This is a genomic window from Streptomyces sp. NPDC015171, assembly GCF_043079545.1.
In the GTDB taxonomy this organism is placed as follows: Bacteria; Actinomycetota; Actinomycetes; order Streptomycetales; family Streptomycetaceae; genus Streptomyces.
Map to the genome: position 1 here is coordinate 788,613 of NZ_JBIBUO010000001.1, position 26,208 is coordinate 814,820.

At 69.6% G+C, this 26,208-nt stretch carries 20 protein-coding genes and 1 tRNA gene; 6 read left to right on the forward strand and 15 right to left on the reverse strand.

The window, feature by feature from the left end; genetic code table 11:
- Positions 1 to 85: 85 nt before the first annotated feature.
- Genes fusA through rpsL form a run of 3 tightly spaced genes read right to left on the reverse strand, consistent with a single transcriptional unit; the run spans position 86 to position 3,096 of the window.
- A complete protein-coding gene (gene fusA / locus ACF073_RS03615; protein ID WP_392066490.1) occupies positions 86 to 2,212 on the reverse strand; it encodes an elongation factor G in 2,127 nt (708 codons plus the stop codon).
- Between the two features lie 39 nt (positions 2,213 to 2,251).
- Positions 2,252 to 2,722, reverse strand: a complete 471-nt coding sequence (gene rpsG, locus ACF073_RS03620) for a 30S ribosomal protein S7 (protein WP_121787381.1) — start codon at positions 2,720 to 2,722, stop codon at positions 2,252 to 2,254.
- 2 nt (positions 2,723 to 2,724) lie between these two features.
- Complete coding sequence (gene rpsL, locus ACF073_RS03625) at positions 2,725 to 3,096, reverse strand: 30S ribosomal protein S12 (protein WP_003948652.1); 372 nt, start codon at positions 3,094 to 3,096, stop codon at positions 2,725 to 2,727.
- A 485-nt stretch (positions 3,097 to 3,581) separates the two neighbouring features.
- Between rpsL and ACF073_RS03630 the strand changes: the two genes are divergently transcribed.
- The 6 genes from ACF073_RS03630 (at position 3,582) to ACF073_RS03655 (ending at position 11,236) form a co-directional block, all read left to right on the forward strand.
- Positions 3,582 to 4,334: a Crp/Fnr family transcriptional regulator gene (locus ACF073_RS03630; protein ID WP_392066492.1), complete on the forward strand. Its 753-nt coding sequence runs from the start codon at positions 3,582 to 3,584 to the stop codon at positions 4,332 to 4,334.
- A 143-nt stretch (positions 4,335 to 4,477) separates the two neighbouring features.
- Positions 4,478 to 5,383, forward strand: coding sequence for a hypothetical protein (locus ACF073_RS03635; protein ID WP_392066494.1), 906 nt, complete (start codon positions 4,478 to 4,480; stop codon positions 5,381 to 5,383).
- Positions 5,380 to 7,578: a hypothetical protein gene (locus ACF073_RS03640; protein WP_392066496.1), complete on the forward strand. Its 2,199-nt coding sequence runs from the start codon at positions 5,380 to 5,382 to the stop codon at positions 7,576 to 7,578. The genes ACF073_RS03635 and ACF073_RS03640 overlap by 4 nt, the downstream gene beginning before the upstream one ends.
- Before the next feature lie 29 nt (positions 7,579 to 7,607).
- A complete protein-coding gene (locus ACF073_RS03645; protein WP_392066498.1) occupies positions 7,608 to 9,425 on the forward strand; it encodes a hypothetical protein in 1,818 nt (605 codons plus the stop codon).
- The gene (locus ACF073_RS03650) at positions 9,422 to 9,973 is read left to right on the forward strand and encodes a Pycsar system effector family protein (RefSeq protein ID WP_392066500.1); all 552 of its coding nucleotides are present in this window, start codon (positions 9,422 to 9,424) and stop codon (positions 9,971 to 9,973) included. The genes ACF073_RS03645 and ACF073_RS03650 overlap by 4 nt, the downstream gene beginning before the upstream one ends.
- Before the next feature lie 48 nt (positions 9,974 to 10,021).
- Positions 10,022 to 11,236, forward strand: coding sequence for a M48 family metalloprotease (locus tag ACF073_RS03655; RefSeq protein WP_392066501.1), 1,215 nt, complete (start codon positions 10,022 to 10,024; stop codon positions 11,234 to 11,236).
- Positions 11,237 to 11,320: 84 nt separating this feature from the next.
- Here the strand turns inward: ACF073_RS03655 and ACF073_RS03660 are convergent, their stop codons facing one another.
- The 12 genes from ACF073_RS03660 to ACF073_RS03715 all read right to left on the reverse strand — a co-directional run bounded on the left by ACF073_RS03660 (position 11,321) and on the right by ACF073_RS03715 (position 26,088).
- A complete protein-coding gene (locus ACF073_RS03660) occupies positions 11,321 to 15,220 on the reverse strand; it encodes a DNA-directed RNA polymerase subunit beta' (protein ID WP_392066503.1) in 3,900 nt (1,299 codons plus the stop codon).
- A gap of 97 nt (positions 15,221 to 15,317) precedes the next feature.
- Positions 15,318 to 18,803 carry a DNA-directed RNA polymerase subunit beta gene (rpoB, locus tag ACF073_RS03665; protein WP_392066505.1) on the reverse strand — a complete coding sequence of 1,162 codons (3,486 nt, stop codon included), beginning with the start codon at positions 18,801 to 18,803 and terminating at the stop codon, positions 15,318 to 15,320.
- A 595-nt stretch (positions 18,804 to 19,398) separates the two neighbouring features.
- The gene (rplL, locus tag ACF073_RS03670) at positions 19,399 to 19,782 is read right to left on the reverse strand and encodes a 50S ribosomal protein L7/L12 (RefSeq protein ID WP_392066873.1); all 384 of its coding nucleotides are present in this window, start codon (positions 19,780 to 19,782) and stop codon (positions 19,399 to 19,401) included.
- A 122-nt stretch (positions 19,783 to 19,904) separates the two neighbouring features.
- A complete protein-coding gene (gene rplJ, locus ACF073_RS03675) occupies positions 19,905 to 20,435 on the reverse strand; it encodes a 50S ribosomal protein L10 (protein WP_392066507.1) in 531 nt (176 codons plus the stop codon).
- A gap of 318 nt (positions 20,436 to 20,753) precedes the next feature.
- The gene (locus ACF073_RS03680; protein WP_392066509.1) at positions 20,754 to 21,599 is read right to left on the reverse strand and encodes a hypothetical protein; all 846 of its coding nucleotides are present in this window, start codon (positions 21,597 to 21,599) and stop codon (positions 20,754 to 20,756) included.
- Positions 21,600 to 21,690: 91 nt separating this feature from the next.
- The gene (locus ACF073_RS03685) at positions 21,691 to 22,593 is read right to left on the reverse strand and encodes a hypothetical protein (RefSeq protein WP_392066510.1); all 903 of its coding nucleotides are present in this window, start codon (positions 22,591 to 22,593) and stop codon (positions 21,691 to 21,693) included.
- Positions 22,594 to 22,756: 163 nt separating this feature from the next.
- The gene (gene rplA, locus ACF073_RS03690; protein ID WP_392066512.1) at positions 22,757 to 23,482 is read right to left on the reverse strand and encodes a 50S ribosomal protein L1; all 726 of its coding nucleotides are present in this window, start codon (positions 23,480 to 23,482) and stop codon (positions 22,757 to 22,759) included.
- A gap of 97 nt (positions 23,483 to 23,579) precedes the next feature.
- Positions 23,580 to 24,014 (reverse strand): 50S ribosomal protein L11, encoded by a 435-nt coding sequence (gene rplK, locus ACF073_RS03695; RefSeq protein WP_030747472.1) that lies wholly within the window; start codon positions 24,012 to 24,014, stop codon positions 23,580 to 23,582.
- Between the two features lie 145 nt (positions 24,015 to 24,159).
- On the reverse strand, positions 24,160 to 24,612 hold the full coding sequence (locus ACF073_RS03700) for a hypothetical protein (protein WP_392066514.1): 453 nt from the start codon (positions 24,610 to 24,612) through the stop codon (positions 24,160 to 24,162).
- Between the two features lie 29 nt (positions 24,613 to 24,641).
- Positions 24,642 to 25,541: a transcription termination/antitermination protein NusG gene (gene nusG, locus ACF073_RS03705; protein ID WP_392066516.1), complete on the reverse strand. Its 900-nt coding sequence runs from the start codon at positions 25,539 to 25,541 to the stop codon at positions 24,642 to 24,644.
- Positions 25,542 to 25,621: 80 nt separating this feature from the next.
- The gene (gene secE / locus ACF073_RS03710) at positions 25,622 to 25,909 is read right to left on the reverse strand and encodes a preprotein translocase subunit SecE (RefSeq protein ID WP_201832349.1); all 288 of its coding nucleotides are present in this window, start codon (positions 25,907 to 25,909) and stop codon (positions 25,622 to 25,624) included.
- Between the two features lie 106 nt (positions 25,910 to 26,015).
- A tRNA-Trp gene (locus tag ACF073_RS03715) sits at positions 26,016 to 26,088 on the reverse strand.
- Positions 26,089 to 26,208 lie beyond the last annotated feature (120 nt).

The window sequence follows — 26,208 nt, forward strand, 5'->3', positions numbered from 1 at the left end:
CGGAACCCGGGGCAAACATCCGTGTTTGCGGTTGTTTGCCCCGCGAGGCTCCGGAGTCAAGCCTAAAGCGTGGGAACGCGGTGCGTTACTCGCCCTTGGCCTTCGCGATGATCTCCTCGGCGACGTTCCGCGGAACCTCGGCGTAGGAGTCGAACTGCATCGAGTAGCTTGCGCGACCCGACGTCTTGCTGCGGAGGTCGCCGACGTAGCCGAACATCTCCGACAGGGGCACGAGGCCCTTCACGACGCGGGCACCAGCCCGCTCCTCCATGGCCTGGATCTGGCCACGGCGGGAGTTGATGTCACCGATGACGTCACCCATGTAGTCCTCGGGCGTGGTGACCTCGACGGCCATCATCGGCTCAAGGAGCACGGGCGAAGCCTTGCGCGCGGCCTCCTTGAAGGCCTGCGAACCGGCGATCTTGAAGGCGAGCTCGGAGGAGTCGACCTCGTGGTAGGCGCCGTCGTGCAGGATCACACGGACACCGGTCATCTCGTAACCGGCGAGGATGCCGAACTGCATGGCCTCCTGCGCACCGGCGTCGACCGAAGGGATGTACTCCTTCGGGATACGGCCACCGGTCACCTTGTTCACGAACTCGTACGAGGTGTCGCCACCCTCGAGCGGCTCGATGCCGATCTGCACCTTCGCGAACTGACCGGTACCACCGGTCTGCTTCTTGTGGGTGTAGTCGACGCGCTCGACGGCCTTGCGGATCGTCTCACGGTACGCGACCTGCGGCTTGCCGACGTTGGCCTCGACCTTGAACTCACGGCGCATACGGTCGACCAGCACCTCGAGGTGCAGCTCGCCCATACCACCGATGATGGTCTGGCCCGTCTCCTCGTTGGTGTGCACCTGGAAGGAGGGGTCCTCCTCCGCGAGACGCTGGATGGCGACACCCAGCTTCTCCTGGTCACCCTTGGACTTGGGCTCGATCGCGACCTGGATGACCGGCGCCGGGAAGTCCATGGACTCCAGGATGACCGGCTTCTTGTCGTCGGACAGCGTCTCACCGGTGGTGGTCTGCTTCAGGCCCATGACGGCGACGATGTCGCCGGCGCCCACCGACTCGATCTCCTCACGCTTGTTCGCGTGCATGCGGTAGATCTTGCCGATGCGCTCCTTCTTGCCCTTGACGGAGTTCAGCACCGAGGTGCCGGACTCCAGGCGGCCCGAGTAGACCCGGACGAAGGTGAGCTTGCCGAGGTGCGGGTCGCTCATGATCTTGAACGCCAGCGCCGAGAGGGGCTCCTCGTCGGACGGCTTGCGCTTGACGATGACCTCGGGGTCCTTGACGTCGTGGCCCTCGATGGCCTCGATGTCGACCGGCGACGGCAGGTAGCGCACGACCGCGTCGAGCAGGGGCTGGACGCCCTTGTTCTTGAACGCGGTACCGCAGAACACGGGGGTGACGGTCTTGCCGTCGCCCTTGCCGGACGCGATGGTGATGCGACGGATCGCGGCGTACAGCTGCTCCTCGGACGGCTCCTCGCCCTCCAGGTACAGCTCCATCATCGCTTCGTCGTTCTCCGCGACGGCCTCGAGCAGCTTGCCGCGCCACTCCTCGGCCGCCTCGGTGTGCGTGTCCGGGATGTCGACGATGTCGTACATCTCGCCCTTGGTCGCCTCGGCGGACCACACGAGCGCCTTCATGCGGACCAGGTCCACGACGCCCTTGAAGTCGGCCTCGGCACCGATCGGGAGCTGCATGACGATCGGCTGCGCGCCCAGGCGGTCGACGATCATGTCGACACAGCGGTGGAACTCGGCACCGGTGCGGTCGAGCTTGTTGACGAAGCAGATGCGCGGCACGCCGTAGCGGTCCGCCTGACGCCACACCGTCTCGGACTGGGGCTCCACGCCGGCGACGCCGTCGAACACCGTCACGGCACCGTCGAGCACGCGCAGGGAGCGCTCCACCTCGACGGTGAAGTCGACGTGACCCGGGGTGTCGATGATGTTGATGGTGTGGTCGACGTCTTCCAGCGGCCAGTGACAGGTGGTGGCAGCAGAGGTGATCGTGATGCCACGCTCCTGCTCCTGCTCCATCCAGTCCATGGTGGCAGCGCCGTCGTGGACCTCACCGATCTTGTACGACACACCGGTGTAGAACAGGATCCGCTCGGTGGTGGTCGTCTTGCCCGCGTCGATGTGGGCCATGATCCCGATGTTGCGGACCTTGGCCAGGTCAAGTGAAGTGGTAGCCATAAGGCTTCAGTCTTCTCTCGGTCTCGATGTGGGTAGCGACTACCAGCGGTAGTGCGCGAAGGCCTTGTTGGACTCGGCCATCTTGTGCGTGTCCTCGCGCTTCTTCACAGCGGCACCCAGGCCGTTGGAGGCGTCGAGGAGCTCGTTGAGCAGACGCTCGGTCATGGTCTTCTCGCGACGGGCGCGGGAGTAACCGACCAGCCAGCGCAGCGCCAGGGTGTTGGCACGGCCGGGCTTGACCTCGACCGGGACCTGGTAGGTGGCGCCACCGACACGGCGGGACTTGACCTCGATGGTCGGCTTGATGTTCTCGAGAGCGCGCTTCAGCGTGATGACCGGGTCATTGCTGGTCTTCTCGCGCAGGCCCTCCATGGCGCCGTACACGATGCGCTCGGCGGTGGAGCGCTTGCCGTTCAGCAGCACCTTGTTGATCAGCGACGTGACAAGAGGAGAACCGTAGACCGGGTCGATGATGACCGGGCGCTTCGGGGCGGGGCCCTTACGAGGCATTCTTACTTCTCCTTCTTGGCGCCGTAGCGGCTGCGAGCCTGCTTGCGGTTCTTGACACCCTGGGTGTCGAGAGAACCACGGATGATCTTGTAGCGAACACCCGGCAGGTCCTTCACACGGCCGCCGCGCACGAGCACGATGGAGTGCTCCTGCAGGTTGTGTCCCTCACCCGGAATGTAAGCGGTGACCTCGATCCCGCTGGTCAGACGCACACGCGCGACCTTACGCAGGGCCGAGTTCGGCTTCTTCGGGGTGGTCGTGAACACACGCGTGCAGACGCCACGACGCTGAGGGGAACCCTCGAGTGCGGGCGTCTTGTTCTTCTCGACCTTGTCCTGCCGGCCCTTCCGGACCAGCTGCTGGATCGTAGGCACTACTTCTCCGGTTTCTGTGTGCCGAGTAAAGCTAACCTGGAACAGTCGCCGACCCACGCGGTCGGGTGTGTCGAATCCCGCAGACCTTCGCCGCGAGGCGGAAAGGGCGCAGATTACGGTGGCCGGTAGTGGCTCGCCATGCGGTTCACAGGCACGCACAGGAGCCAGGGCACACCCCAGGCACAAGGTCTGAGCGTACCTACCTCATGGACTTCGGTCAAAACAAATGCAGGCGGCCCCGACACGCCGGACATCCCACCCCGCCCCCCGCGGCGGGTTTCCCCCGCCCCGGGCCCCCGGACCTCGGCCCATGGCGTGTCTCCGCGTCACCGGGCGGCTCCGCGCCGTTCCCGCCCCTGACGCGGATCGTTTCCCCGCGATGGCCGGATCGCGCTCTTTCCGGATCGCGCGGTGCGTGCGTTCAGTACGTTGATCCGTCCGTCGCGAGGCACGTGCGGATTGCGGATGAATCCGGGGGGACGAGCATGACGAGGGTGGCGGTGCAATCTCCGGACGACGGGGGCCTGGAGGACCGGGTGCCCTTTCTGGCCCGGCTGGAGGGGGAGGACCGCTCGGCGCTGCTGGCGTTCGGCCACGAGCTGGCCTTCGCGCCGCGCATGGTGCTCATCCACCAGCACGAGCCCTCCTCCCACGTCCTGTTCCTGGTGCACGGCTGGACCAAGGTCACGGCCTCCGCTGCCAACGGCTACGAGGCCCTGCTCGCCCTGCGCGGCCCCGGCGACATCGTCGGCGAGTCGGCGGCGCTCACCGGGCGCCCGCGGTCGGCGACGGTGACCGCGCTGGAGCCGGTGCGCGCGGTGGCCGTGGAGCACGAGCGGTTCCGCGCCTTCCTGAGCGGCTCCCCCGCCGTGTCCTTCGCCCTGCTCGGCCTCACCGCCGACCGCACCCGCGCGGCCGACCGGCGCCGGCTCGAGTTCGCGTCGATGAACGTGCGGGAGCGGTTCGCCGTGCTCCTGCTCGACCTGGCCCGCACCCACGGGCGCCGCACGGCACAGGGCGTCGAACTGGCCGTGCCGCTGAGCAAGCAGGAGCTCGCCGGCTCGGTGGGCGCGTCCCGGGAGATGGTGCAGCGGCTGCTCAAGGAGTTGCGGGACAAGGAAGCCGTCACCACCGGGCGCCGCACGCTGCTGATCCGGCGCCCGGACATCCTGCGCCGGATCGCCGGGGCGGGCCCGGCCAGGGGGATCCCGGCGCCGCCGGGGCCGGACGGGACCTGAGCCGGGCCCCGTCCCGCGCATCCCCCGCCCCAGCCGCCCTTCTGTGCACACGGTCACACTCCGAGTGCGTCATCCGCCCTCACCGCTCCCGGCGCTCCGGCGCCACGCTCTTGCCCGGCACCGCACACCGGCGAGAGGCGACCATGACCCACCCCGTGAGCCGCACGATCCTGCTGCTGGACATCGAGAGGTTCAGCGACCGGGACGACGTGGAGCAGGCGTATCTGCGGCGCATGCTCTACGACATCGCCGACCGCACGCTGGAGAGCGCCGGCATCGACGAGACGCTGCGGCTGCGGGCGGACCGCGGGGACTCGGTGATGGAGCTGGTCGACGCGAGCGCGCCGGTGACACAGCTGCTGCGGGCCCTGCTCACGGAGGTGCCGGCACAGCTGCGCGCGGTCAACCGGATGGCGTCCAGCTCCGCGCAGATCCGGCTGCGCGGGGTGCTCGCCGCGGGCTGGGTCGCCGTCGACGAGCGGGGCGGCTGGGTCGGCTCCGATCTGAACCACGCCTGCCGGCTGCTGGACGCGCAGGTCCTGCGGGACGCGCTGCGGGAACGCGCCGACGACTTCGCGCTGTGCGTCTCGGACGCTCTGTACGCCGGGGTCGTACGGCACGACCACACCGGCGTCCCCCGGGCGGAGTTCCACGCGGTGACGGCGGACAGCAAGAACGGCCCGCTGACGGCCTGGCTGCACGGCCCGGTGCCGGCCGGCGCGGCCTACGGGGAACCCACGGACCACGGTGACACGGGGGCGGGGGAGGCGTCGGGCGGTTCGGGGGACCGCCCGACGCCGGGGGCCGCCGGGGGCGGCGGTCCGGCGCCGGAGCGGGGAATCCCGAGCGGTCCTGCGCCCGAGCGGGGTACCCCGAGCGGTCCTGCGCCCGAGCGGGGAGCCCCGGCGCCGGGCCCGGTCTTCGGCGGCGCCGTCACCATCGGCGGCGGCACGGTGGGCGGCGACCAGAACAACGTCACCGGCAACCGGATCACCGGCGACGTGAACATCGGCTCGGGCGGCGCCCGGCGGCGGGGCGAGGACTCGTGAGCGCGCCCGAGCAGCAGGCGCCCGCGGGCGGCGGCCCGGCGCCGGACCAGCCGCCGGGCGAGGCCGCCCCGGTGGACGAGGCCCGCAGAGAGGGCGCGGACGAGGAGTCCGCGGACCGCGACCAGCCGCAGGACGCCTGGTCGGCCCGGCGTGACCTGGTCGACCACAGCCCGCGGAGCATGAGCGTCGGCGCCCAGGCGCGCTTCGGCGGCGGCACGGTGAGCGGCGACCAGAACAACGTCACCGGGAACCAGGTCACCGGCGACGTGATCATGGGCACCAAGACGGTGTACCACTTCTCGATACCGGGCCTTTCGACATCGGCGTCCGCGTCCGGCGAGGTCCCCGCCGCCACGCTGGAGCGGCTGGCCGAGCACTTCGTCGCCGACGAGGACGTCGTCGCCGGCCTCCTCGGCCGGCTGCGCCGCGACCATGTGCTGGTCCTGTCCGGCGCCCGCTTCACCGGCCGCCGCACGGCCGCGCTGACGCTGCTGCACCGCCTGGGCCTGTCCTCGGTGCGCGTCCTGGACCGCGACACCAGCCCGGGCGCCCTCGCCGAGCAGGTCACCGCCGACGACGAGGACCGGCCCCGCGGCTACGTCCTGTGCGACCTGGCGACCCGCCGCGACCGCCCGCTGCGCGAACCCCATCTGCTCGCCGCCCGCGACCGGCTCGGCGCGCACGGCTACCTGATCGTCACCGTCGACCCCGCCGCCGTATGGGAGGACGTGCCGTTCGCCGCGGCCTGGCGGCCGCCCGCCGCCGCCGATGTCCTCGCCGCCCATCTGCGCACCCGCACCGACGCCGAGACCACGGCCAAGCTGCTCGGACTGCCGGACGTCAGCGCGTTCCTCGGCCGCGGCCACCAGCTGCGCGAGGTCGCCGCCTTCGCCCGGCTCCTCGCCCGGCACGCGGCCGGTACGGCGGGCGCGGACGACGTCGCCCAGTTCTCGCTCCTCTCGCTGGAGAGCCAGGTCCAGCAGTGGTTCGAGGAGGACGAGAGCGCGATCCATCTGCGGGACAAGGCGTTCCTGGTGGCGCTCGCCGCCTTCGACGGCGGACCGTACGCCCTCACCGCCGAGGTCAGCGACCTGCTGTACCGCTTCCTCCAGGAGACCTGGAACCGCTCCCTCGTCCCCGAGGTCCCCGTCTTCGGCACCCACATCGGCAAGCGTCTCCAGCTGGCCCGCGCGGAGCGGTACGAGGAGGACGAGCACACCGAGTGGGGGCCGGTGCCCCAGCAGAAGGCCCGGTTCGTCGACGAGCGGGTCTCCTACGTGCTGCTGCGCGAGGTGTGGACCGGGCATCCGTCGGCCAGGCCCGCGCTGATCGCCTGGCTGCGCCGGCTCGCCGACGACGGCCGCCCCCTGGTCCGCACCCGCGCCGCTTCCACCGTCGCGGTCCTCGCCCGCACCGATCTGCCCTCGGCGATGGCGCTGGTCATCGAACCCTGGGGCATCTCGAAGCGGTTCAGGCACCGGCTGGTCGCCGTCAACGCGCTCACCCTCGCCCACCTCGTCGGCACGCCCCACATTCCGCGCATCCTCGACAGCTGGTGCGAGGGCGACGACCCGCGGCTGCGCTGGGTGGCCGTACGGGCGTACGGGCTGATCGGACCGGAACGGCCCCGGCAGGCGCTCGCCGCGCTGCGCGGGGCCGCCCACCGGCTGGTCAAGGACGACCCGGAGGGCTTCGACGGGGAGCTGGGGCGGGAACTCGCCGAGGCCGTGGACCTGCTGCTGCTCTCCCCCGCCGGCGATGCCGCCCTCGGCGAGCTGCGCGCCCGCCTCGACGACAGCCGGCCCGTGCGCGAGCTCGCGCTGCACGGCTTCCTGAGCGCCTGCACGCACACCCGGGAGGACGAGCGGTACGGCGACCCGCTGGTCCTCGCCTGGTACTCCCGGGCGGTGGAGCGGGGCGCGAGCGGCGCGGCGGACATCCCCTTCCTGTGGCGGGCCGCGCTCGCCGACCCGCGGACCACCACGCGCGCGCTGGCCGTCCTGCAGGACTGGGTGCTCATCGCCGACCGGGCCACGGCCGCCGAGTGGGCGCTGGCCGCCCTGCTGCCCCGGCTCGTCACCACGCCCGCCGAGTACGACCGGCTGAGCCATCTGCTGCGGACCATGCCCGGCGAGGACGGCGCTCCCCCGCCCGTGGTGGCCGCCCGTCTGCACGCGGTCCTCCCGGCCCGCTGACCTTCCGCATCCCCGAGGAGAAACGCACCATGCCCGCTTTCCACCGCCCGCCCGAGTGGCAGCAGCAGGCGGACCGGCACACCGATCTGGTCGACCCGGTCCTCACCGTGCGCCAGCTCGGCCGCTTCGACCTGGGCCTGAAGTCGCTCGTCCGCATCGACCACGCCCTGGTCTTCGCCACCCCCAAGGGCGGCTACGACGCGTACCCGCCGCCGCGGCGCCCCACCCGCAGCGAGATCGCGGCGCGGCGGTACACCGCCGTGTACGAGGTGGACATGGGCGTGCACCCGTTCTCGGCGGACCTCACGCTGCCCAGTGACAACGACGCCTTCGAGTTCACGGCCGCGGTCGACCTCTCCTGGCAGGTCCTCGATCCGGCCCGGTTCGTGGCGAGCGGACACCGGGACGTGCCGAAGGCGGTGCTGGGCGAACTGCAGCAGGCGGCCCGGCCGGTGAGCCGGCGGTTCGCCATCGCCGACAGCGCCGCCGCCGAGCGGGAGCTGCTGCGGGCGGTGACCGTCCTCGGCCCGCTCGGCGCGACGGCCGGACTGCAGGTCACCTGGACGCTGCGGGTGCGGCGCGACCAGGGGAACATCGACCACCAGCGCCGCCTCCAGGCCCTCGACCACTCCGCCGCCGAGCAGATCCGCGCGGCCGAGCGGGGCATGGAGGTCGACGCCGAGGTGGACCGCCGCCACCGGCAGCAGGACGCGCTGCAGATCGAACGGGCCATGGCGTACGGGCACCAGCAGCAGGAACTGGCCCTCCAGCAGCAGCGGTGGCAGCACGAGCAGGCCCTGCAGCAGGGAGCGCAGATGCTGGAGCTCCAGCGCATCGAGGCCCAGAAGATCGAGTTCTACGAGTGGCATATGCGGCAGGGCGGGGTGCGGGCGTGGGCGCTCCATCTCGCCCAGCACCCGGAGGACTCGCGCCTGGTCATGACGAGCATGCGGGACGACCAGCTGCGCATGATCCAGGCCCAGATGGAGCTGGTGCAGCAGCTCCTGAGCGGTGACACCGCCGAGAGCTACGAACTGGAGGGCCCCAAGCAGCTCGCCCTGCGCACGGTCAGCGACATCCTCAACCAGCGCCTCCCGGGCGTCCCGCAGTCCCCGCCGCTGCCGCCGCCCCCGTACGGGGAGGGCACGGGGTACGGAGGGGTGCCGGGGGAGAGCGGCCGACCGCCGGCGGACCCGGGCCGGAGCCCGGCCGGGTACGGCACCGAGTCCCTCCAGCCCCCGGCACCGGCCGGGTACGGCACCGAATCCGCCCAGCCCCCGGCACCGGCCGGGTACGGCACCGAATCCGCCCAGCCCCCGGCACCGGCCGCCCCCGTGCCCGGCCCGCCCGCCTGGCAGCCGCCCGCCGCCCACGCTCCCGCGGCCCCGCTCACCGACGCCCCTCCCGGCACCCCGGCCCCCGCTCCCACAGGGCCGCCGCCGCCCTGGCAGCCGCCCACCCCCTACACCCCGCCGGCCCCGCTCGCCGGCACCCTCGCCGGCGCTCCCGCCGCTCCGGCCCCGCTCGCCAGCGCCCCTCCCGGCACCCCGACCGGTCCGGCCCCGGGCCCCGCTCCCGCAAGCCCGCCCTGGCAGCCGCCCACCCCCTACACCCCGCCGGCCCCGCTCACCGGCACTCCCTCCGCTCCGGCGCCGGCCCCCGCTCCCCCGGCCCCGTCCTGGCAGCCGCCGCCCGGGTACGGCCAGACACCGGCCGTGCCCGCACAGCCTCCGGCGACCGCGCCGACGCTCCCGCCGCACGCCTCGCCACCCGCCTCGCCCCCGCCGGCGCACGACGACGCCGCGCAGGGCGGGCAGGGCACCTCCCCGGAGGCGAGCGGCCCTTGACCGTCACCGACCCGGCACCCGACCCGGACACCACCCCGACCCGGCCCCCCGCCTCCGCGGAGCGCACCCGGCTGTGCGAGCGGCTCCTCGCCGAGCTGCGCACCGAGATCGCACGGGCGGACAGCAAGGCGGCCGTGCTGGTGGCCGCCCTCGGCATGACGGCCGGCGTGTTCAGCGGTCTGCTGGCCGGACGCGGCTGGACCCCGGCCGCGCTCTCCGCGGCGGGCACGCTGCTGTGGTGGTCCGGGACCGCGTCCCTGACCGCCTCGCTCTTCGCCCTGCTCCTGGCCGTCCTCCCCCGCTACCGCTCGGGCACCTGGACGCCGGGACAGCCGCTGTCCTACTTCGGCGACATCCACGACGCCGTCCGCCTCGGCCACTTGGAGACCGCGCTCGCCGACACCGAACGCGACCCCCTGGCCGGACTCACCACGGCGCTCACCGAGACGAGCCGGATCGCCGCCCGCAAGCACGCGTGGATCCGGGCCGGCCTGATCGCCTTCTGCACCGGCACGGTCCTGCTGCCCGCCTCGCTGCTGGCCGGCTGACCGTCCCGGCCGCCGACGTCCCCGTCGAACGACCCACCAGGAATCCAGATGACCCAGCCTCCGCCGTACCCGCAGCCGGGCCTGCCGCCCGAGTACCCGTACGCACCGGCCCACCCGAACACGGCGCCCGCTCCCCAGCCCGCACCACCGCCGTACCCGCAGACCCCGCCCGCCGCCGCCCAGCCACCGCACTACCCGTACGCCGTCGCGCCGACCCCGCCGCCACCGCCGGCCCCGTCGGTCCCGCCCCCGTACGTCCCGCCGCCGTACCCGCAGGCCGCCGACGAGACCCACCCGCACCACATCAGCACCGGCCACGGCCGGGTGCACATCCGCAAGGACCAGCGCCGCACGGACGCCACCGCTGTCGGCAGCCTGCTCCTGCACCTGCCGAACTTCCTGTGCAGCCTCTTCGTCGTCGGCCTGGTCTCCCTGTTCTTCGGCGGCTTCGGCATCCTGGTGGTCCTGGCCTGGCTCGCCAGCGGCGCACTCGCCTTCTACCGGCCAGCGGAGAGCGCCTTCGCGCGCCATCTGCTCCGGCTGCGCCGCCCCACACCGCAAGAACGAGCCAAACTCGAACCGGTCTGGCGCGAGGTCACGGCCCGCGCGGGCGTCGAGGGCCGCACCTACGAGCTCTGGGTCGAGGACAGCGACAACCTGAACGCGGTCGCCGCCGCCGGCCACATCGTCGGCGTCACCCGCTTCGCCATGAACCAGCTGCCCAACGGCGAGCTGGCCGCCGTCCTGGCCCATGAACTCGGCCACCATGTCGGCGGGCACGCCTGGTCGGGGCTGCTCGGCTACTGGTACGCGCTGCCCGGCCGGATCGCCTGGCGCCTCCTGAAGGCCGTCTCCGGCCTCGCGTACAAGGTGTCACGCGTCTTCGGCTGCTTCGGCATCGCCTTCGTCGTCCTGTTCCTCGGCGTGATCGCGCTGGCGACGATCAGCACCCTCTACGGTCTCCCCCTGCTCGTCCTGGGCGTGCCGTACGCGCTCGCCGCCGTCGGCCGCCGCTCCGAGCTGCGCGCCGACGAGCACGCGGCCGCGCTGGGCTTCGCCCCGATGCTGGCCGCCGTCCTCGGCAAGCTGCACCAGCAGGAGCAGTACGCGCAGGCCGCGCTCGCCGCCCGCAACGGCGGTGTGCCCGTCGAGGAGAGTGCCCTGAGCAAGCTGCTCTCCTCCCACCCGGACCACCACACCCGGCTGCACCACCTCCAGCCGTACCTCCAGCAGCCGTACGTCCCGCAGCCGCCGTCCCGCTGAGCCCCGAGCCCCGGACACGCCGAAGGGCGGCCACCCCCCAGTGGGAGTGGCCGCCCTTCAGTTCAAGCAGATCAAGCTGCCCGCTTACTGGTTGTACGGACCGTAGTCGTAGTCCTCCAGCGGAACGGCCTGGCCGGAGCCCGTGCCGAACGGCGAGTAGTCGATGTCGTCGTAGCCGACGGCCGAGTACATCGCGGCCTTGGCCTCCTCGGTCGGCTCGACCCGGATGTTGCGGTAGCGGGACAGACCCGTACCGGCCGGGATGAGCTTACCGATGATGACGTTCTCCTTGAGGCCGATGAGGCTGTCGGACTTGGCGTTGATCGCCGCGTCCGTCAGCACTCGGGTCGTCTCCTGGAAGGAGGCGGCCGACAGCCAGGACTCCGTCGCCAGCGAGGCCTTGGTGATACCCATCAGCTGCGGACGACCGGAGGCCGGGTGACCGCCCTCCTGGACCACACGACGGTTCTCGGTCTCGAACTTCGAGCGCTCGACCAGCTCGCCGGGCAGCAGCTCGGCGTCGCCCGACTCGATGATCGTCACGCGGCGGAGCATCTGCCGGATGATGATCTCGATGTGCTTGTCGTGGATCGACACACCCTGCGAGTTGTAGACCTTCTGGACCTCGCCGACCAGGTGGACCTGGACGGCACGCTGACCCAGGATGCGCAGCACGTCGTGCGGGTTGGTGGCACCCACGGTGAGCTGCTGGCCCACCTCGACGTGGTCGCCCTCGCGGACCAGGACCTTGGCACGCTTCGAGATCGGGAACGCCGTCTCGTCGCTGCCGTCGTCCGGGGTGACGACGAGCTTCTTGGTCTTCTCGGTCTCCTCGATCCGCACGCGGCCGGAGGCCTCGGAGATCGGGGCGACACCCTTCGGGGTACGGGCCTCGAAGAGCTCGACGACACGGGGCAGACCCTGGGTGATGTCGTCACCGGCCACACCACCGGTGTGGAAGGTACGCATCGTCAGCTGGGTACCGGGCTCACCGATGGACTGGGCGGCGATGATGCCGACCGCCTCACCGATGTCGACCAGCTTGCCGGTGGCCAGCGAACGGCCGTAGCACATCGCGCAGGTACCGACGGCGGACTCGCAGGTCAGGACCGAGCGGGTCTTGACCTCCTCGACGCCGCGGCCGACGAGCTCCTCGATGAGGACGTCGCCCAGGTCGGTGCCGGCCGGGGCCAGCACCTGGCCGTCGACCACGATGTCCTCGGCGAGGCAGCGCGCGTACACGGACGTCTCGACGTTGTCCGTCTTGCGCAGCACGCCGTCCGCGCCGCGGTCCGCGATGAGGAGCTTGAGGCCACGCTCGGTGCCGCAGTCCTCCTCGCGGATGATGACGTCCTGCGAGACGTCCACCAGACGACGGGTCAGGTAACCCGAGTCGGCGGTACGCAGGGCGGTGTCCGCGAGACCCTTACGGGCACCGTGGGTGGAGATGAAGTACTCCAGCACGGACAGGCCCTCACGGAACGAGGCCTTGATCGGACGCGGGATGGTCTCGTTCTTCGCGTTCGACACCAGACCACGCATACCGGCGATCTGCCGCATCTGCATCATGTTTCCTCGGGCACCCGAGTCAACCATCATGAAGATGGGGTTCGTCTTGGGGAAGTTCGCGTTCATCGCCTCGGCGACCTCGTTGGTCGCCTTGGTCCAGATCGCGATGAGCTCCTGCGTGCGCTCTTCCTTGGTGATCAGACCGCGCTCGTACTGCTTCTGGACCTTCTCGTCCTGCGCCTCGTAGCCCTTGACGATCTCCTTCTTCGCCTCGGGAACGACGACGTCGGAGATGGCCACGGTGACACCGGAACGGGTCGCCCAGAAGAAGCCGGCCGCCTTCAGGTTGTCGAGCGTCGCCGCCACGATGACCTTGGGGTAGCGCTCGGCCAGGTCGTTGACGATCTCGGAGAGCTGCTTCTTGCCCACCGAGTAGTCGACGAACGGGTAGTCCTCGGGCAGCAGCTCGTTGAAGAGCGCGCGGCCCAGGGTGGTGCGCAGGCGGAACGAGTCACCCTGCTGCCACTCGGGCTCGCCCTCCTCGCGCGCCGGCGGCATCCAGCCGCGCGGCGGGATGGTGCCCACCGGGAAGCGGATGTCGATCTGCGACTGCAGCGCCAGCTCGCCGGCGTCGAACGCCATGATCGCCTCGGCCGTGGAGCCGAACGCGCGGCCCTCGCCCTTGGTGTCACGCAGCTCGCCGTCGGTGGTGAGGAAGAACAGACCGAGGACCATGTCCTGGGTCGGCATCGTCACCGGACGGCCGTCGGCGGGCTTGAGGATGTTGTTCGAGGACAGCATCAGGATGCGGGCCTCGGCCTGCGCCTCCGCGGACAGCGGCAGGTGCACGGCCATCTGGTCACCGTCGAAGTCCGCGTTGAACGCGGTGCAGACGAGCGGGTGGATCTGGATGGCCTTGCCCTCGACCAGCTGCGGCTCGAAGGCCTGGATGCCGAGGCGGTGCAGGGTGGGCGCACGGTTCAGCAGCACCGGGTGCTCGGCGATGACCTCTTCGAGGACGTCGTACACGACGGTGCGGCCGCGCTCCACCATGCGCTTGGCGGACTTGATGTTCTGCGCGTGGTTCAGGTCGACCAGGCGCTTCATCACGAACGGCTTGAAGAGCTCCAGCGCCATCGCCTTCGGCAGACCGCACTGGTGCAGCTTCAGCTGCGGACCGACGACGATCACGGAACGCGCGGAGTAGTCCACACGCTTGCCGAGCAGGTTCTGACGGAATCGACCCTGCTTGCCCTTGAGCATGTCGCTGAGGGACTTCAGCGGGCGGTTGCCGGGACCGGTGACCGGGCGACCACGACGACCGTTGTCGAAGAGGGCGTCCACGGCCTCCTGGAGCATGCGCTTCTCGTTGTTCACGATGATCTCGGGCGCACCGAGGTCGAGAAGGCGCTTCAGGCGGTTGTTGCGGTTGATCACACGGCGGTACAGGTCGTTCAGGTCGGAGGTCGCGAAGCGGCCACCGTCCAGCTGCACCATCGGACGCAGGTCCGGCGGGATGACCGGGACGCAGTCCAGGACCATGCCCTTGGGGCTGTTGGACGTCTGCAGGAACGCGGAGACGACCTTCAGCCGCTTCAGGGCGCGGGTCTTCTTCTGGCCCTTGCCGGTGCGGATGATCTCGCGGAGGCGCTCGGCCTCCTCGTCGAGGTCGAAGGACTCCAGGCGCTTCTGCAGCGCCGCGGCACCCATCGAGCCGTCGAAGTACGTGCCGAAGCGGTCACGCAGCTCGCGGTAGAGCAGCTCGTCGCCCTCCAGGTCCTGGACCTTGAGGTTCTTGAACCGGTTCCACACCTCGTCGAGGCGGTCGATCTCGCGCTGCGCACGGTCGCGCAGCTGCTTCATCTCGCGCTCCGCGCCCTCGCGCACCTTGCGGCGCACATCGGCCTTGGCGCCCTCGGCCTCCAGCTCGGCCAGGTCGGTCTCGAGCTTCTTGGCCCGGCCTTCCAGGTCGGCGTCGCGGCGGTTCTCGATCTGCTGGCGCTCGACGGAGACGTGCGCCTCCAGGGAGGGCAGGTCGCGGGTACGGCGCTCCTCGTCGACGTACGTGATCATGTACGCCGCGAAGTAGATGACCTTCTCGAGGTCCTTGGGAGCCAGGTCGAGCAGGTAGCCCAGACGGCTCGGGACACCCTTGAAGTACCAGATGTGCGTGACGGGGGCGGCCAGCTCGATGTGGCCCATCCGCTCACGGCGCACCTTGGCGCGCGTGACCTCGACGCCGCAGCGCTCGCAGATGATGCCCTTGAAGCGGACGCGCTTGTACTTGCCGCAGTAGCACTCCCAGTCCCGGGTCGGACCGAAGATCTTCTCGCAGAAGAGTCCGTCCTTCTCGGGCTTGAGGGTGCGGTAGTTGATGGTCTCGGGCTTCTTGACCTCGCCGTGGCTCCACTGACGGATGTCGTCAGCGGTGGCCAGGCCGATCCGGAGCTCGTCGAAGAAGTTGACGTCGAGCACTATGCGTCAATCCCTCTCAGGGTCGAAAGTCTGTGGTCTGAAACGGGGGCCTGGGGGTCGGCGGGGCCCTGTGGGTGAGGGCCCCGCCGGACTCCCGTCAGACCTCTTCGACGCTGCTCGGCTCGCGCCGGGACAGGTCGATGCCGAGCTCCTCCGCAGCGCGGAAGACGTCCTCGTCGGTGTCGCGCATCTCGATGGACATGCCGTCGCTGGACAGCACCTCCACGTTCAGGCAGAGCGACTGCATCTCCTTGATGAGCACCTTGAAGGACTCGGGGATGCCGGGCTCGGGGATGTTCTCGCCCTTGACGATGGCCTCGTAGACCTTCACGCGGCCGGTGACGTCGTCGGACTTGATGGTCAGCAGCTCCTGGAGGGCGTACGCGGCGCCGTAGGCCTCGAGGGCCCACACCTCCATCTCACCGAAGCGCTGGCCACCGAACTGCGCCTTACCACCCAGCGGCTGCTGGGTGATCATCGAGTACGGGCCGGTCGAACGGGCGTGCAGCTTGTCGTCGACCAGGTGGTGCAGCTTGAGGATGTACATGTAGCCGACCGAGATCGGGTCCGGGAACGGCTCACCGCTGCGGCCGTCGAACAGCCGCGCCTTGCCGGACGGGAGCACCATGCGCTCGCCGTCGCGGTTCGGGATGGTGTGCTGCAGCAGACCGGCCAGCTCGTCCTCACGGGCACCGTCGAAGACCGGGGTGGCGACGTTGGTGCGCGGGGCGACCTGGTCGGCACCGATGACCTGCAGACGCTGGGCCCACTCGTCGGCGAGGCCGGAGACGTCCCAGCCGCGGCTGGCGAGCCAGCCGAGGTGGATCTCCAGGACCTGTCCCGGGTTCATTCGGGACGGGACACCGAGCGGGTTGAGGATGATGTCGACCGGAGTTCCGTCCTCGAGGAACGGCATGTCCTCGATGGGAAGGATCTTCGAGATGACACCCTTGTTGCCGTGGCGGCCGGCGAGCTTGTCACCGTCGGTGATCTTGCGCTTCTGCGCGACGTAGACGCGGACCAGCTGGTTCACGCCCGGCGGCAGCTCGTCGCCTTCCTCGCGGTCGAAGACGCGGACGCCGATGACCTTGCCGATCTCGCCGTGCGGGACCTTCAGCGAGGTGTCACGGACCTCACGGGCCTTCTCACCGAAGATCGCGCGCAGCAGGCGCTCCTCCGGCGTCAGCTCGGTCTCGCCCTTGGGCGTGACCTTGCCGACGAGGATGTCACCGGCGACGACCTCGGCACCGATCCGGATGATGCCGCGCTCGTCGAGGTCGGCGAGGACCTCCTCGGAGACGTTCGGGATGTCCCGGGTGATCTCCTCGGGGCCGAGCTTGGTGTCACGGGCGTCGACCTCGTGCTCCTCGATGTGGATCGAGGAGAGGACGTCGTCCTGCACGAGGCGCTGCGACAGGATGATCGCGTCCTCGTAGTTGTGACCCTCCCACGGCATGAACGCCACGAGCAGGTTCTTGCCGAGGGCCATCTCACCGTTCTCGGTGGCCGGACCGTCGGCGAGGACCTGGCCCTCGATGATCCGGTCGCCCTCGTTGACGACGACCTTCTGGTTGACCGAGGTGCCCTGGTTGGACCGGGCGAACTTGTGCAGGCGGTACGTGATGTACGTGCCGTCGTCGTTGGCCGTGGTGATGTAGTCCGCGGAGACCTCCTGGACCACACCCGCCTTCTCGGCCTTGACCACGTCGCCGGCGTCGACGGCGGAGCGGTACTCCATGCCGGTGCCGACGAGCGGGGCCTCCGACTTAATCAGCGGAACGGCCTGACGCATCATGTTCGCGCCCATGAGGGCACGGTTGGCGTCGTCGTGCTCCAGGAAGGGGATCATGGCCGTCGCGACCGACACCATCTGGCGCGGCGAGACGTCCATGTAGTCGACGTCCTGGGGGCTGACGTAGTCGACCTCGCCGCCACGGCGGCGGACCAGGACACGCGCCTCGGCGAACCGCAGTTCGTCGTTGAGCGTGGCGTTGGCCTGCGCGATGACGAAGCGGTCCTCCTCGTCGGCGGTCAGGTAGTCGACCTCGTCGGTGACCTGGCCGTCGTTCACCTTGCGGTACGGGGTCTCGACGAAGCCGAACGCGTTCACCCGGCCGTAGGAGGCGAGCGAGCCGATCAGACCGATGTTCGGGCCTTCGGGCGTCTCGATCGGGCACATGCGGCCGTAGTGCGAGGGGTGCACGTCACGGACCTCGAAGCCGGCCCGCTCACGGGAGAGACCACCCGGGCCGAGAGCCGACAGGCGGCGCTTGTGGGTGAGACCCGACAGCGGGTTGTTCTGGTCCATGAACTGCGACAGCTGGCTGGTGCCGAAGAACTCCTTGATGGAGGCGACGACCGGCCGGATGTTGATCAGGGTCTGCGGCGTGATCGCCTCGACGTCCTGGGTGGTCATGCGCTCGCGCACGACGCGCTCCATACGGGCGAGACCCGTACGGACCTGGTTCTGGATCAGCTCGCCGACGCTGCGCAGACGACGGTTGCCGAAGTGGTCGATGTCGTCGGTCTCGACGACGATCGAGTCACCGTTGTCACCCGTGGTCTCGGTCTCGCCGGCGTGCAGCTGCACCAGGTACTTGATCGTCGAGATGATGTCCTCGACGGTCAGGATGCCCGCGTCGAGCGGGGCGTCCGCGCCCAGCTTCTTGTTGACCTTGTAGCGGCCGACCTTGGCGAGGTCGTAGCGCTTCGGGTTGAAGTACAGGTTCTCGAGCAGCGTCTGCGCGGCCTCGCGCGTGGGGGGCTCGCCCGGACGCAGCTTGCGGTAGATGTCGAGCAGCGCGTCGTCCTGGCCCTGGGTGTGGTCCTTCTCCAGGGTGGCGCGCATCGACTCGTAGTCGCCGAACTCCTCGAGGATCTGCTCGGTCGTCCAGCCGAGCGCCTTCAGCAGCACGGTGACCGACTGCTTGCGCTTGCGGTCGATGCGGACACCGACCATGTCGCGCTTGTCGATCTCCATCTCCAGCCAGGCACCCCGGGACGGGATGATCTTGGCGGAGAAGATGTCCTTGTCGGACGTCTTGTCGATGGAGGAGTCGAAGTAGACACCGGGGGAACGGACCAGCTGCGACACCACGACACGCTCGGTGCCGTTGATGACGAAGGTGCCCTTGTTCGTCATGAGCGGGAAATCACCCATGAAGACAGTCTGGGACTTGATCTCGCCGGTCTCGTTGTTGGTGAACTCAGCGGTGACGAAGAGCGGGGCGGCGTACGTGAAGTCGCGCTCCTTGCACTCGTCGATGGAGTTCTTCGGCGGCTCGAAGCGGTGGTCCCGGAACGTCAGGGACATCGACCCGGAGAAGTCCTCGATCGGGGAGATCTCCTCGAAGATCTCCTCCAGACCGGACTTGGTGGGGACGTCCTGACCGTTCTCCAGAGCCTCCTCGACCCGACTCTGCCAGGCGGTGTTGCCGAGCAGCCAGTCGAAGCTCTCGGTCTGCAGCGCGAGCAGGTTCGGAACCTCGAGGGGCTCCTTGATCTTTGCAAAGGAGATGCGCAGCGGGGCGGTGCTGGCGCCGTTGTTCGTATTCGCGGTCGAGGCAGTGCGCGAGGCGGCCAAGAGGGGGTCCTTCCGAGGGCTCGGACTCACTACGCGCGTACCGGTCCCTCTCCCGTGCACAGAGACGGAAACCCCAGGTCAGCGGGGTTCGGTCGACTGTGCTCAAGTGAGGGCAGACCCCTGGTGACGGGCAGGGGACAGCTAACAGGCAGCGCAAAGGGTCAGTGTAGCCACTTGGCACACTGATGTCCAGTGCGGGTTTTCGAAGACCCTCGTTGTGCTCAACACCCTTGTCGTCAGCGCCCTCGGCATACCTGCCCTCAACGCACGTTGATACTGCCCTCTTCGCCGTCGATCCATGCCTCGGATTCGGATCCTTGTGACGACGCGTCCTGAGAATTGCGCGCTGCGTGCGGTTCGTCAAGGCCCCCCAGCCCGAAGCAGGCCGTCCGGAGACACAACGAAGATCACCATACCCCTCGCCGTCGCGTGTGCAAGGCAACCGTGGTCGGTCCCCCGGATACGCCGAAGAGCGACCACCCGGATGGATGATCGCTCTTCGGTGCGTTCGCGTTACAGCCCGAGGACGCTGGATTCAGCGGCCCCCGCGAGGCTGTGTACGGCCCGCGTTCGAGTCCTGGGGACCCGGAAGGTCTTACTTGACCTCGACGGACGCGCCAGCGGCCTTGAGGGACTCGGCGGCCTTCTCAGCGGCCTCCTTGTTGACCTTCTCGAGGACCGGCTTCGGGGTGCCGTCGACGAGGTCCTTGGCCTCCTTCAGACCCAGCGAGGTCAGCTCACGCACGACCTTGATGACCTGGATCTTCTTCTCGCCGGCACCGGTGAGGATGACGTCGAACTCGTCCTTCTCCTCAGCGGCCTCGACCGGGGCGCCCGGGGCGGCGGGGCCCGCGACGGCGACAGCGGCGGCGGCGGTGACGTCGAACTTCTCCTCGAACGCCTTCACGAACTCGGAGAGCTGGATGAGGGTCATGCCCTCGAACTCGGCGAGCAGTTCGTCCTGGGTGAGAGCCACGATGGCTTTCCTTCCACTAATTCGGCTGGTGCCGGATGTACATGTCTGGCGGGCGTACGTTCGGCCCGCTAACGACCTCTGCCTAGGGCGGGAAGCCTCAGGCGGCGGTCATTTCGGGAGCCGAATTACTCGGCACCGCCCTGCTCGTCCTGCTTGGCACGGAGCGCGTCCACGGTGCGGACGAGCTTCGAGGGAAGCGCCTGGAAGAGCTGAGCAGTCTGCGTCTGCTTGCCCTTCATGGCGCCCGCCAGCTTGGCGAGCAGAACCTCGCGGGACTCGAGGTCCGCAAGCTTCTTGATCTCGTCGGCGGACAGCGCCTTGCCGTCAAGGACACCGCCCTTGATGACGAGGTTCGGGTTGTCCTTGGCGAAGTCACGAAGACCCTTCGCCGACGTCACCGGGTCACCGGAGATGAAGGCGACCGCCGTCGGACCGTTGAACAGGTCGTCAAGCGTGGAGATCCCGGCCTCGTTGGCCGCAATCTTGGTCAGCGTGTTCTTCACCACGGCGTACTGGGCGTCTTCACCGAGCGAACGACGCAGCGTCTTGAGCTGCGCCACGGTGAGACCCCGGTACTCGGTCAGCACAGCAGCGTTCGAGCTACGGAACTGGTCCGCGAGCTCGGCTACCGCGGCAGCCTTGTCGGGCCTTGCCATAGAGCGTCGGCCTCCTTCCGGGTGATGAGGACCGCTCAGAAGGGGCTGGGAAAACGAAACGCCCCGGCGCAGGCGCTCGGGGCGGACTCGACCGGCCGCACACGCGCTCGGCGCGCGCACTCCGGGAGTACTTCCACAATCACCTGCGCGGGTCGTCCACTCTTCAGCGGATCCTTCGGCCACCGTGCCCTCGTACAAGCGCGCGGCAACGACCAGCGGTCTTTGGCTTCTGCAAGAGAGTACGGGACCGGACGGCCGCCGAGCAAATCGGCCTCTTTGCGACCGGTACGACGGCCCCGCCGCTGCCCCGCCGGCCGCTCAACCCGCGCTTTTCTCCGCCGGTTTGCGGATGTCCACCGTGTCCCGGGGTGCGGGGGCGCTGACGCTCACCGGCCTGCCGAAGTCGCCGAAGGTGACGGTGAGGTCCAGCTCGCCGTGCCGGCCGAAGCCGCGCACGCGCTGCCGCCTCACACGGTCCCGGCCGTCGATCCACACGTCCAGGCGCAGCTCGTCCACGCCCAGCTTGGCGTACGCGTCCAGGCTCCGCCGCAGGCCCGTGCGGCCGGGGCCGTCCGGTTCCGCCGGGCGGTCGCGCAGGGCGTCTACGCCGGCCGTGCCGGTGTAGTGCGTGGTGCGGGTCCCGCCGACCGTCCCGGTGCCGGCCCGCCGGAGGTTCCCGGCGCCGGCGAGGAAGGCGGCCTCGCGGGCCGGGTTGCGGCCGGCCTCGTCGCGCATGGCCGTCATGTCCATCCGCAGCCCACCGCCCGAGCGGAACTTCGCGGTGGGCCCGAAGTCGAGCCAGTGCCTGCCGTGGGACTCACGCACGCCGTCCGCGGGCAGGCTCGCATACAGATGCCCGCCGACCATGCGCAGCTCCAGGGTGCCCGGGTGCGCGCCGCCGAGGGTGGTGATCCGCACCCGGCCCGCCGAGGGCTGGGTGCCGACCCACCCCTCGGTGCTGATCCGGCCCTGCTCGGGCATCCGCCCGGTGACGCGGTAGCGCAGCGAGCCGGCGTCCTCGGTCGTGCGCGCCGCTCGGGTGACGGCCGCCGCGGCGGACCCTTGCGGGGCCTTCTCGCCGTCGGCGGTCGTCGCGCTCGTGCACCCGGCGGTGCCGGCGAGGACGAGCAGAGCGGCGAGCGGCAGGCGCAGACGCGGCCTCATGGAATCCCCCCAAGGAACGCTCGGGCCGCGCACGGCCGGCCCGCGGCAAGATCGGGAGCGTACCTCAGGGGTTTGCGGAGTGCCGCTGTTTTCAGGAGACGGTGCCGGTGCCGCCCGCCGCCGTGCCACCGGACTTCATCATGTCCGCGAAGTCCTTGGTGTCACCGGCCGGGGGCGCCTCGGCGGCGACCTTCACGCCGTAGTCGGTGTAGAAGGTCGTGTTGGTCATCCGGCCGTTGGCCGTGTCGGCCTTCTCGGTCTTCTTGACCAGCAGGTCCTGGTCGTTGATCCAGATGTCCACGGTGTCGGTGGTCACGCCGGCCTGGCTGAGCTGCTTCTTCAGGGCCGACAGCTGGTCGGCGCTGAGGCCGCTGGTCTTGCCGGCGAGATCGGCGACGTCGACCGTGCCCGAGTAGTGCGTGGTGCCGACGCCCTCGATCGTCTCCTCGCCGACCTTCTTGACGTCGCCGGAGGCCAGCAGCATCTTCACGGACTGGTTCGGCGTGGCGTTCTGGATCTGGTCCTTCATGTACGACCCGGAGGCGCCGCCGAGCTTGGCGAGGTCGTCGTAGGAGTACTTGAGCCAGTGCTTGCCGCCGGTCTGCTGCGCGAAGGCGTCGCTCATGTGCGCGTAGTAGGCGTCCGGCAGATAGCGCGCCTCCATCGAGGAGGTGCCGGCCTTCTTCATCATCTCCGCCAGCTGACCGCCGGTGTAGGTGATGGTGAGGTTGCCCTTGAGGCCGTCGCTCCAGGTCAGGGCGCCGTTGGCGGTCATCGCCATGACCTTGCCGACGGACGTGGTGGACCGCACCTTGGCCGAATCGGCCTTGTCGGTGGACTTCTCGGCGGAGCGCAACGCGGCGATCGGGCTGACATGGGTCACCTTGCCGCCGGCCTTGTCACCGTCCTTGGAGGTACCGCAGGCGGCCACTCCGGTCACCGCGGCCACCACCGCAATGGAAAGCCCTGCCCGGCGCACGATCGTGCTGTTCATCTACTCCCACCCCACATGCCTGTCCTGTTGTTCCAACGTAACCCAGGCCACTGACAGCCATACTCAAGGTCGTACAAAGAAAGGACGGACCCCGCACCTGGTTGGTTGCGGGATCCGTCCTCTACTTACGCGTACCTGACGCGGCAGCCGGGGAGCGGAAGGCTCAGACGGCGGCCGGGTCCTCCTCGACGAGGAGGTTGCGGGTGCGGTTCGGGTCGACCGGAATGCCGGGGCCCATCGTGGTGGTGATGGCGGCCTTCTTGATGTAGCGACCCTTGGCGGCCGACGGCTTCAGACGGAGGATCTCCTCCAGCGCGGCGCCGTAGTTCTCCACCAGCTTCTCGTCGTCGAACGACGACTTGCCGATGATGAAGTGCAGGTTCGAGTGCTTGTCGACGCGGAACTCGATCTTGCCGCCCTTGATCTCGGTCACAGCCTTGGCGGTGTCCGGGGTCACGGTGCCGGTCTTCGGGTTCGGCATCAGACCACGCGGGCCGAGGACGCGGCCGAGGCGGCCGACCTTGCCCATGAGGTCCGGGGTGGCGACGACGGCGTCGAAGTCCAGACGGCCCTTCGCCACCTCGTCGATCAGCTCGTCGGCGCCGACGATGTCGGCGCCCGCGGCACGCGCGGCCTCGGCACGGTCACCGGTCGCGAAGACCAGGACCCGGGCGGTCTTACCGGTGCCGTGCGGAAGGTTCACGGTGCCACGGACCATCTGGTCGGCCTTGCGCGGGTCGACACCCAGACGGAAGGCGACCTCGACGGTGCCGTCGAACTTGGACGTGGAGGTCTCCTTGGCGAGACGGACGGCCTCGAGCGGGGCGTACAGCTTCTCCCGGTCGATCTTGGCGTCCGCAGCGCGGAGAGCCTTGCTGCGCTTGCTCACAACTTGCTCCTGTGTGTTCTGAAAGGAGTCGTGGTCCCTGGGCCGAGCAGGCCCTGCCACGTGCGACCGGCTACGGCCGCATGACTGCTTAGTGGGGTCAGCCCTCGACCGTGACGCCCATGGAACGCGCGGTACCGGCGATGATCTTCGCCGCGGCGTCCAGGTCGTTCGCGTTCAGGTCGGGCATCTTCGTCTGGGCGATCTCGCGGACCTGCGCCTCGGTGATCTTGGCGACCTTGGTCTTGTGCGGCTCGCCGGAGCCCTTCTCGACACCAGCGGCCTTGAGGATCATCTTCGCGGCCGGCGGAGTCTTGGTGACGAAGGTGAAGGAACGGTCCTCGTAGACCGTGATCTCCACCGGGATGACCCAACCGCGCTGCGACTCGGTCGCGGCGTTGTAGGCCTTGCAGAACTCCATGATGTTGACGCCGTGCTGGCCCAGCGCGGGGCCGACCGGCGGAGCCGGGTTGGCGGCGCCGGCCTGGATCTGGAGCTTGATGAGCCCCGTGACCTTCTTCTTCTTGGGAGGCATGCTCTCTCCGGGTCCTTACTGAGAGGTTGATTACCGTCCGCGTCATCCGGACCATGTGATCCGGATCCATGCCGATGCATGATCCCGCAGATGGCATACCGCACAACGATAGCCGCTGTCCCCTCAGGACATGAAATCGTCCTGGTCAGGCGGGATGCGCGGGGCCCTCGGACCGCCGGTCGCGCAGCACGTGCACGGCGCCGGCGAGCAGCGCCAGCAGGGTCGCGCCGCCCGGCACCGCGAGCAGCGCGGCCACGCTCCCCCGCCCGGTGTCGTCGGCGAGCGCGGCCCGCCCTGGCTCCCCGGGGGCGTGCAGCACGTCCACGGTGTCGCCCTCGGCATGCCCACGCGCGCGCGTGCCGAGCGGGAGGCCGACGGTCAGCTCCTCGCCCGCCTCGGAGAAGGTCACGCTGCAGCGGCCGAGGAGGCACGCCCCGTCGTGGAAGGTGGCCGCGACCGGCTCCTGTCCCCGGACCTCGGTCCGCAGCCAGGCCGCCGGGAAGCACACGGCGTACGTCAGCACGAGCGGCGCCAGCACGGCCGCGGCGCCCGCGACGGCGGGCCGGACACGGCGAGAGCGCCCCTGCCCGGTGTTCACCGGTGGGGCGCTCTCGGGGTGCTGCGTGCTCAGTTCTTCTGGATCTGGTCGAAGGACAGCTCGACCGGGGTCTCGCGGCCGAAGATCTCGACCAGGCCCTTGACCTTCTTCGAGTCCGGGTTGATCTCGTTGATGGTGGCCTGGAGCGTGGCGAACGGGCCGTCGGTGACGGTGACCGAGTCGCCGACCTCGAAGTCCAGGACCTGGACCTCGACCTTGCGCTGCGGGGCGGGCTTGCCCTCGGCCTCGGCGGCCTCACGGGCGGCCTTCTCCTCGGCCTCCGGGGCGAGCATCTTGACGATCTCGTCCAGGGTCAGCGGGTACGGGTCGTAGGCGTTGCCGACGAAGCCGGTGACGCCCGGGGTGTTGCGGACGACGCCCCAGGACTCGTTGGTCAGGTCCATGCGGACCAGGACGTAACCCGGCAGCTTGTTCTGCTTGATCGTCTTGCGGTCGCCGTTCTTGATCTGGACGACCTCTTCCTGCGGCACCTCGGCCTGGAAGATGTAGTCCTCGACGTTCAGCGAGACGGCGCGCTGCTCCAGGTTGGTCTTCACGCGGTTCTCGTAACCGGCGTAGGTGTGGATGACGTACCACTCGCCGGGCAGGGTGCGCAGTTCCTCGCGCAGGGCCGCGATCGGGTCGACCGGAGCGGCCGGCTCCTCGGCGACGGCGTCTTCCTCGTCAGCCTCGGCGTCCTCGTCGGCCTCGGCGTCTTCGTCCGCCTCGGCCTCGACCTCGTCGACCTCTGCGTCCTCGTCCTCGACGTGCAGCGCGGCCTCCTCGGCCGGCTCACCCGCCTCGGCGTCGGCAGCCTCGAACTCGTCCTGCTCGTCCGCGCCCTCGACGATGTCGAGCTCGTCCTCCACCGTCTCGGCAGCAGCCGCGCGAGGCTCGGTGGCGTCGTCGTTCAGGTTCGGGTCAGACACGATGGCTGCTTCTTCCTGGATACATAGGGGTGGAACATGCGAAAACGGGCGCCGATGCCACGGCGCCCTTCGCTCTTGGCTCAGCCGAAGACGTACTTGGCCGCGTGGTTGAGCCCATAGTCAATCACGGTCACCAGCGCGATCATGATGGCGACGAAGAAGATCACCACAGTGGTGTACGAAGTCAGCTGGTTACGCGACGGCCAGACGACCTTGCGGAGTTCCGCGACGATCTGCCGGTAGAAGGTGGCGAGACGCTTCAGCGGGCCCTTCTTGGCGCGCTTGCCGCCCTTGCGAGCCTTCTTCTTGGACTCGGGCACCTCGTCCTGGGCATCAGGCGTGTCGATGGAGCCCACGGCGTCCGTCATTGTCCTCACCTGGTCCCGGGTCGTGGCCGTGCCGCGCCCGGTTTCTGAGCCGCACGGCGGTGCAATGCTGTACGTACATGCGCACACATCCTGGCGGTGTGTGTAGCAGGGCCGGAGGGACTTGAACCCCCAACCGCCGGTTTTGGAGACCGGTGCTCTACCAATTGAGCTACGACCCTTTGTGTGTCCCCCAACGTACCGCATCCGACCGAGTGCTCGGTGTGCACCGGTTCGACGGCAGCCGCTGGAAGCCAACGAGGTGAGAGTGTACGTGGTCCGGGGCCCGGCGTCGAACAGAA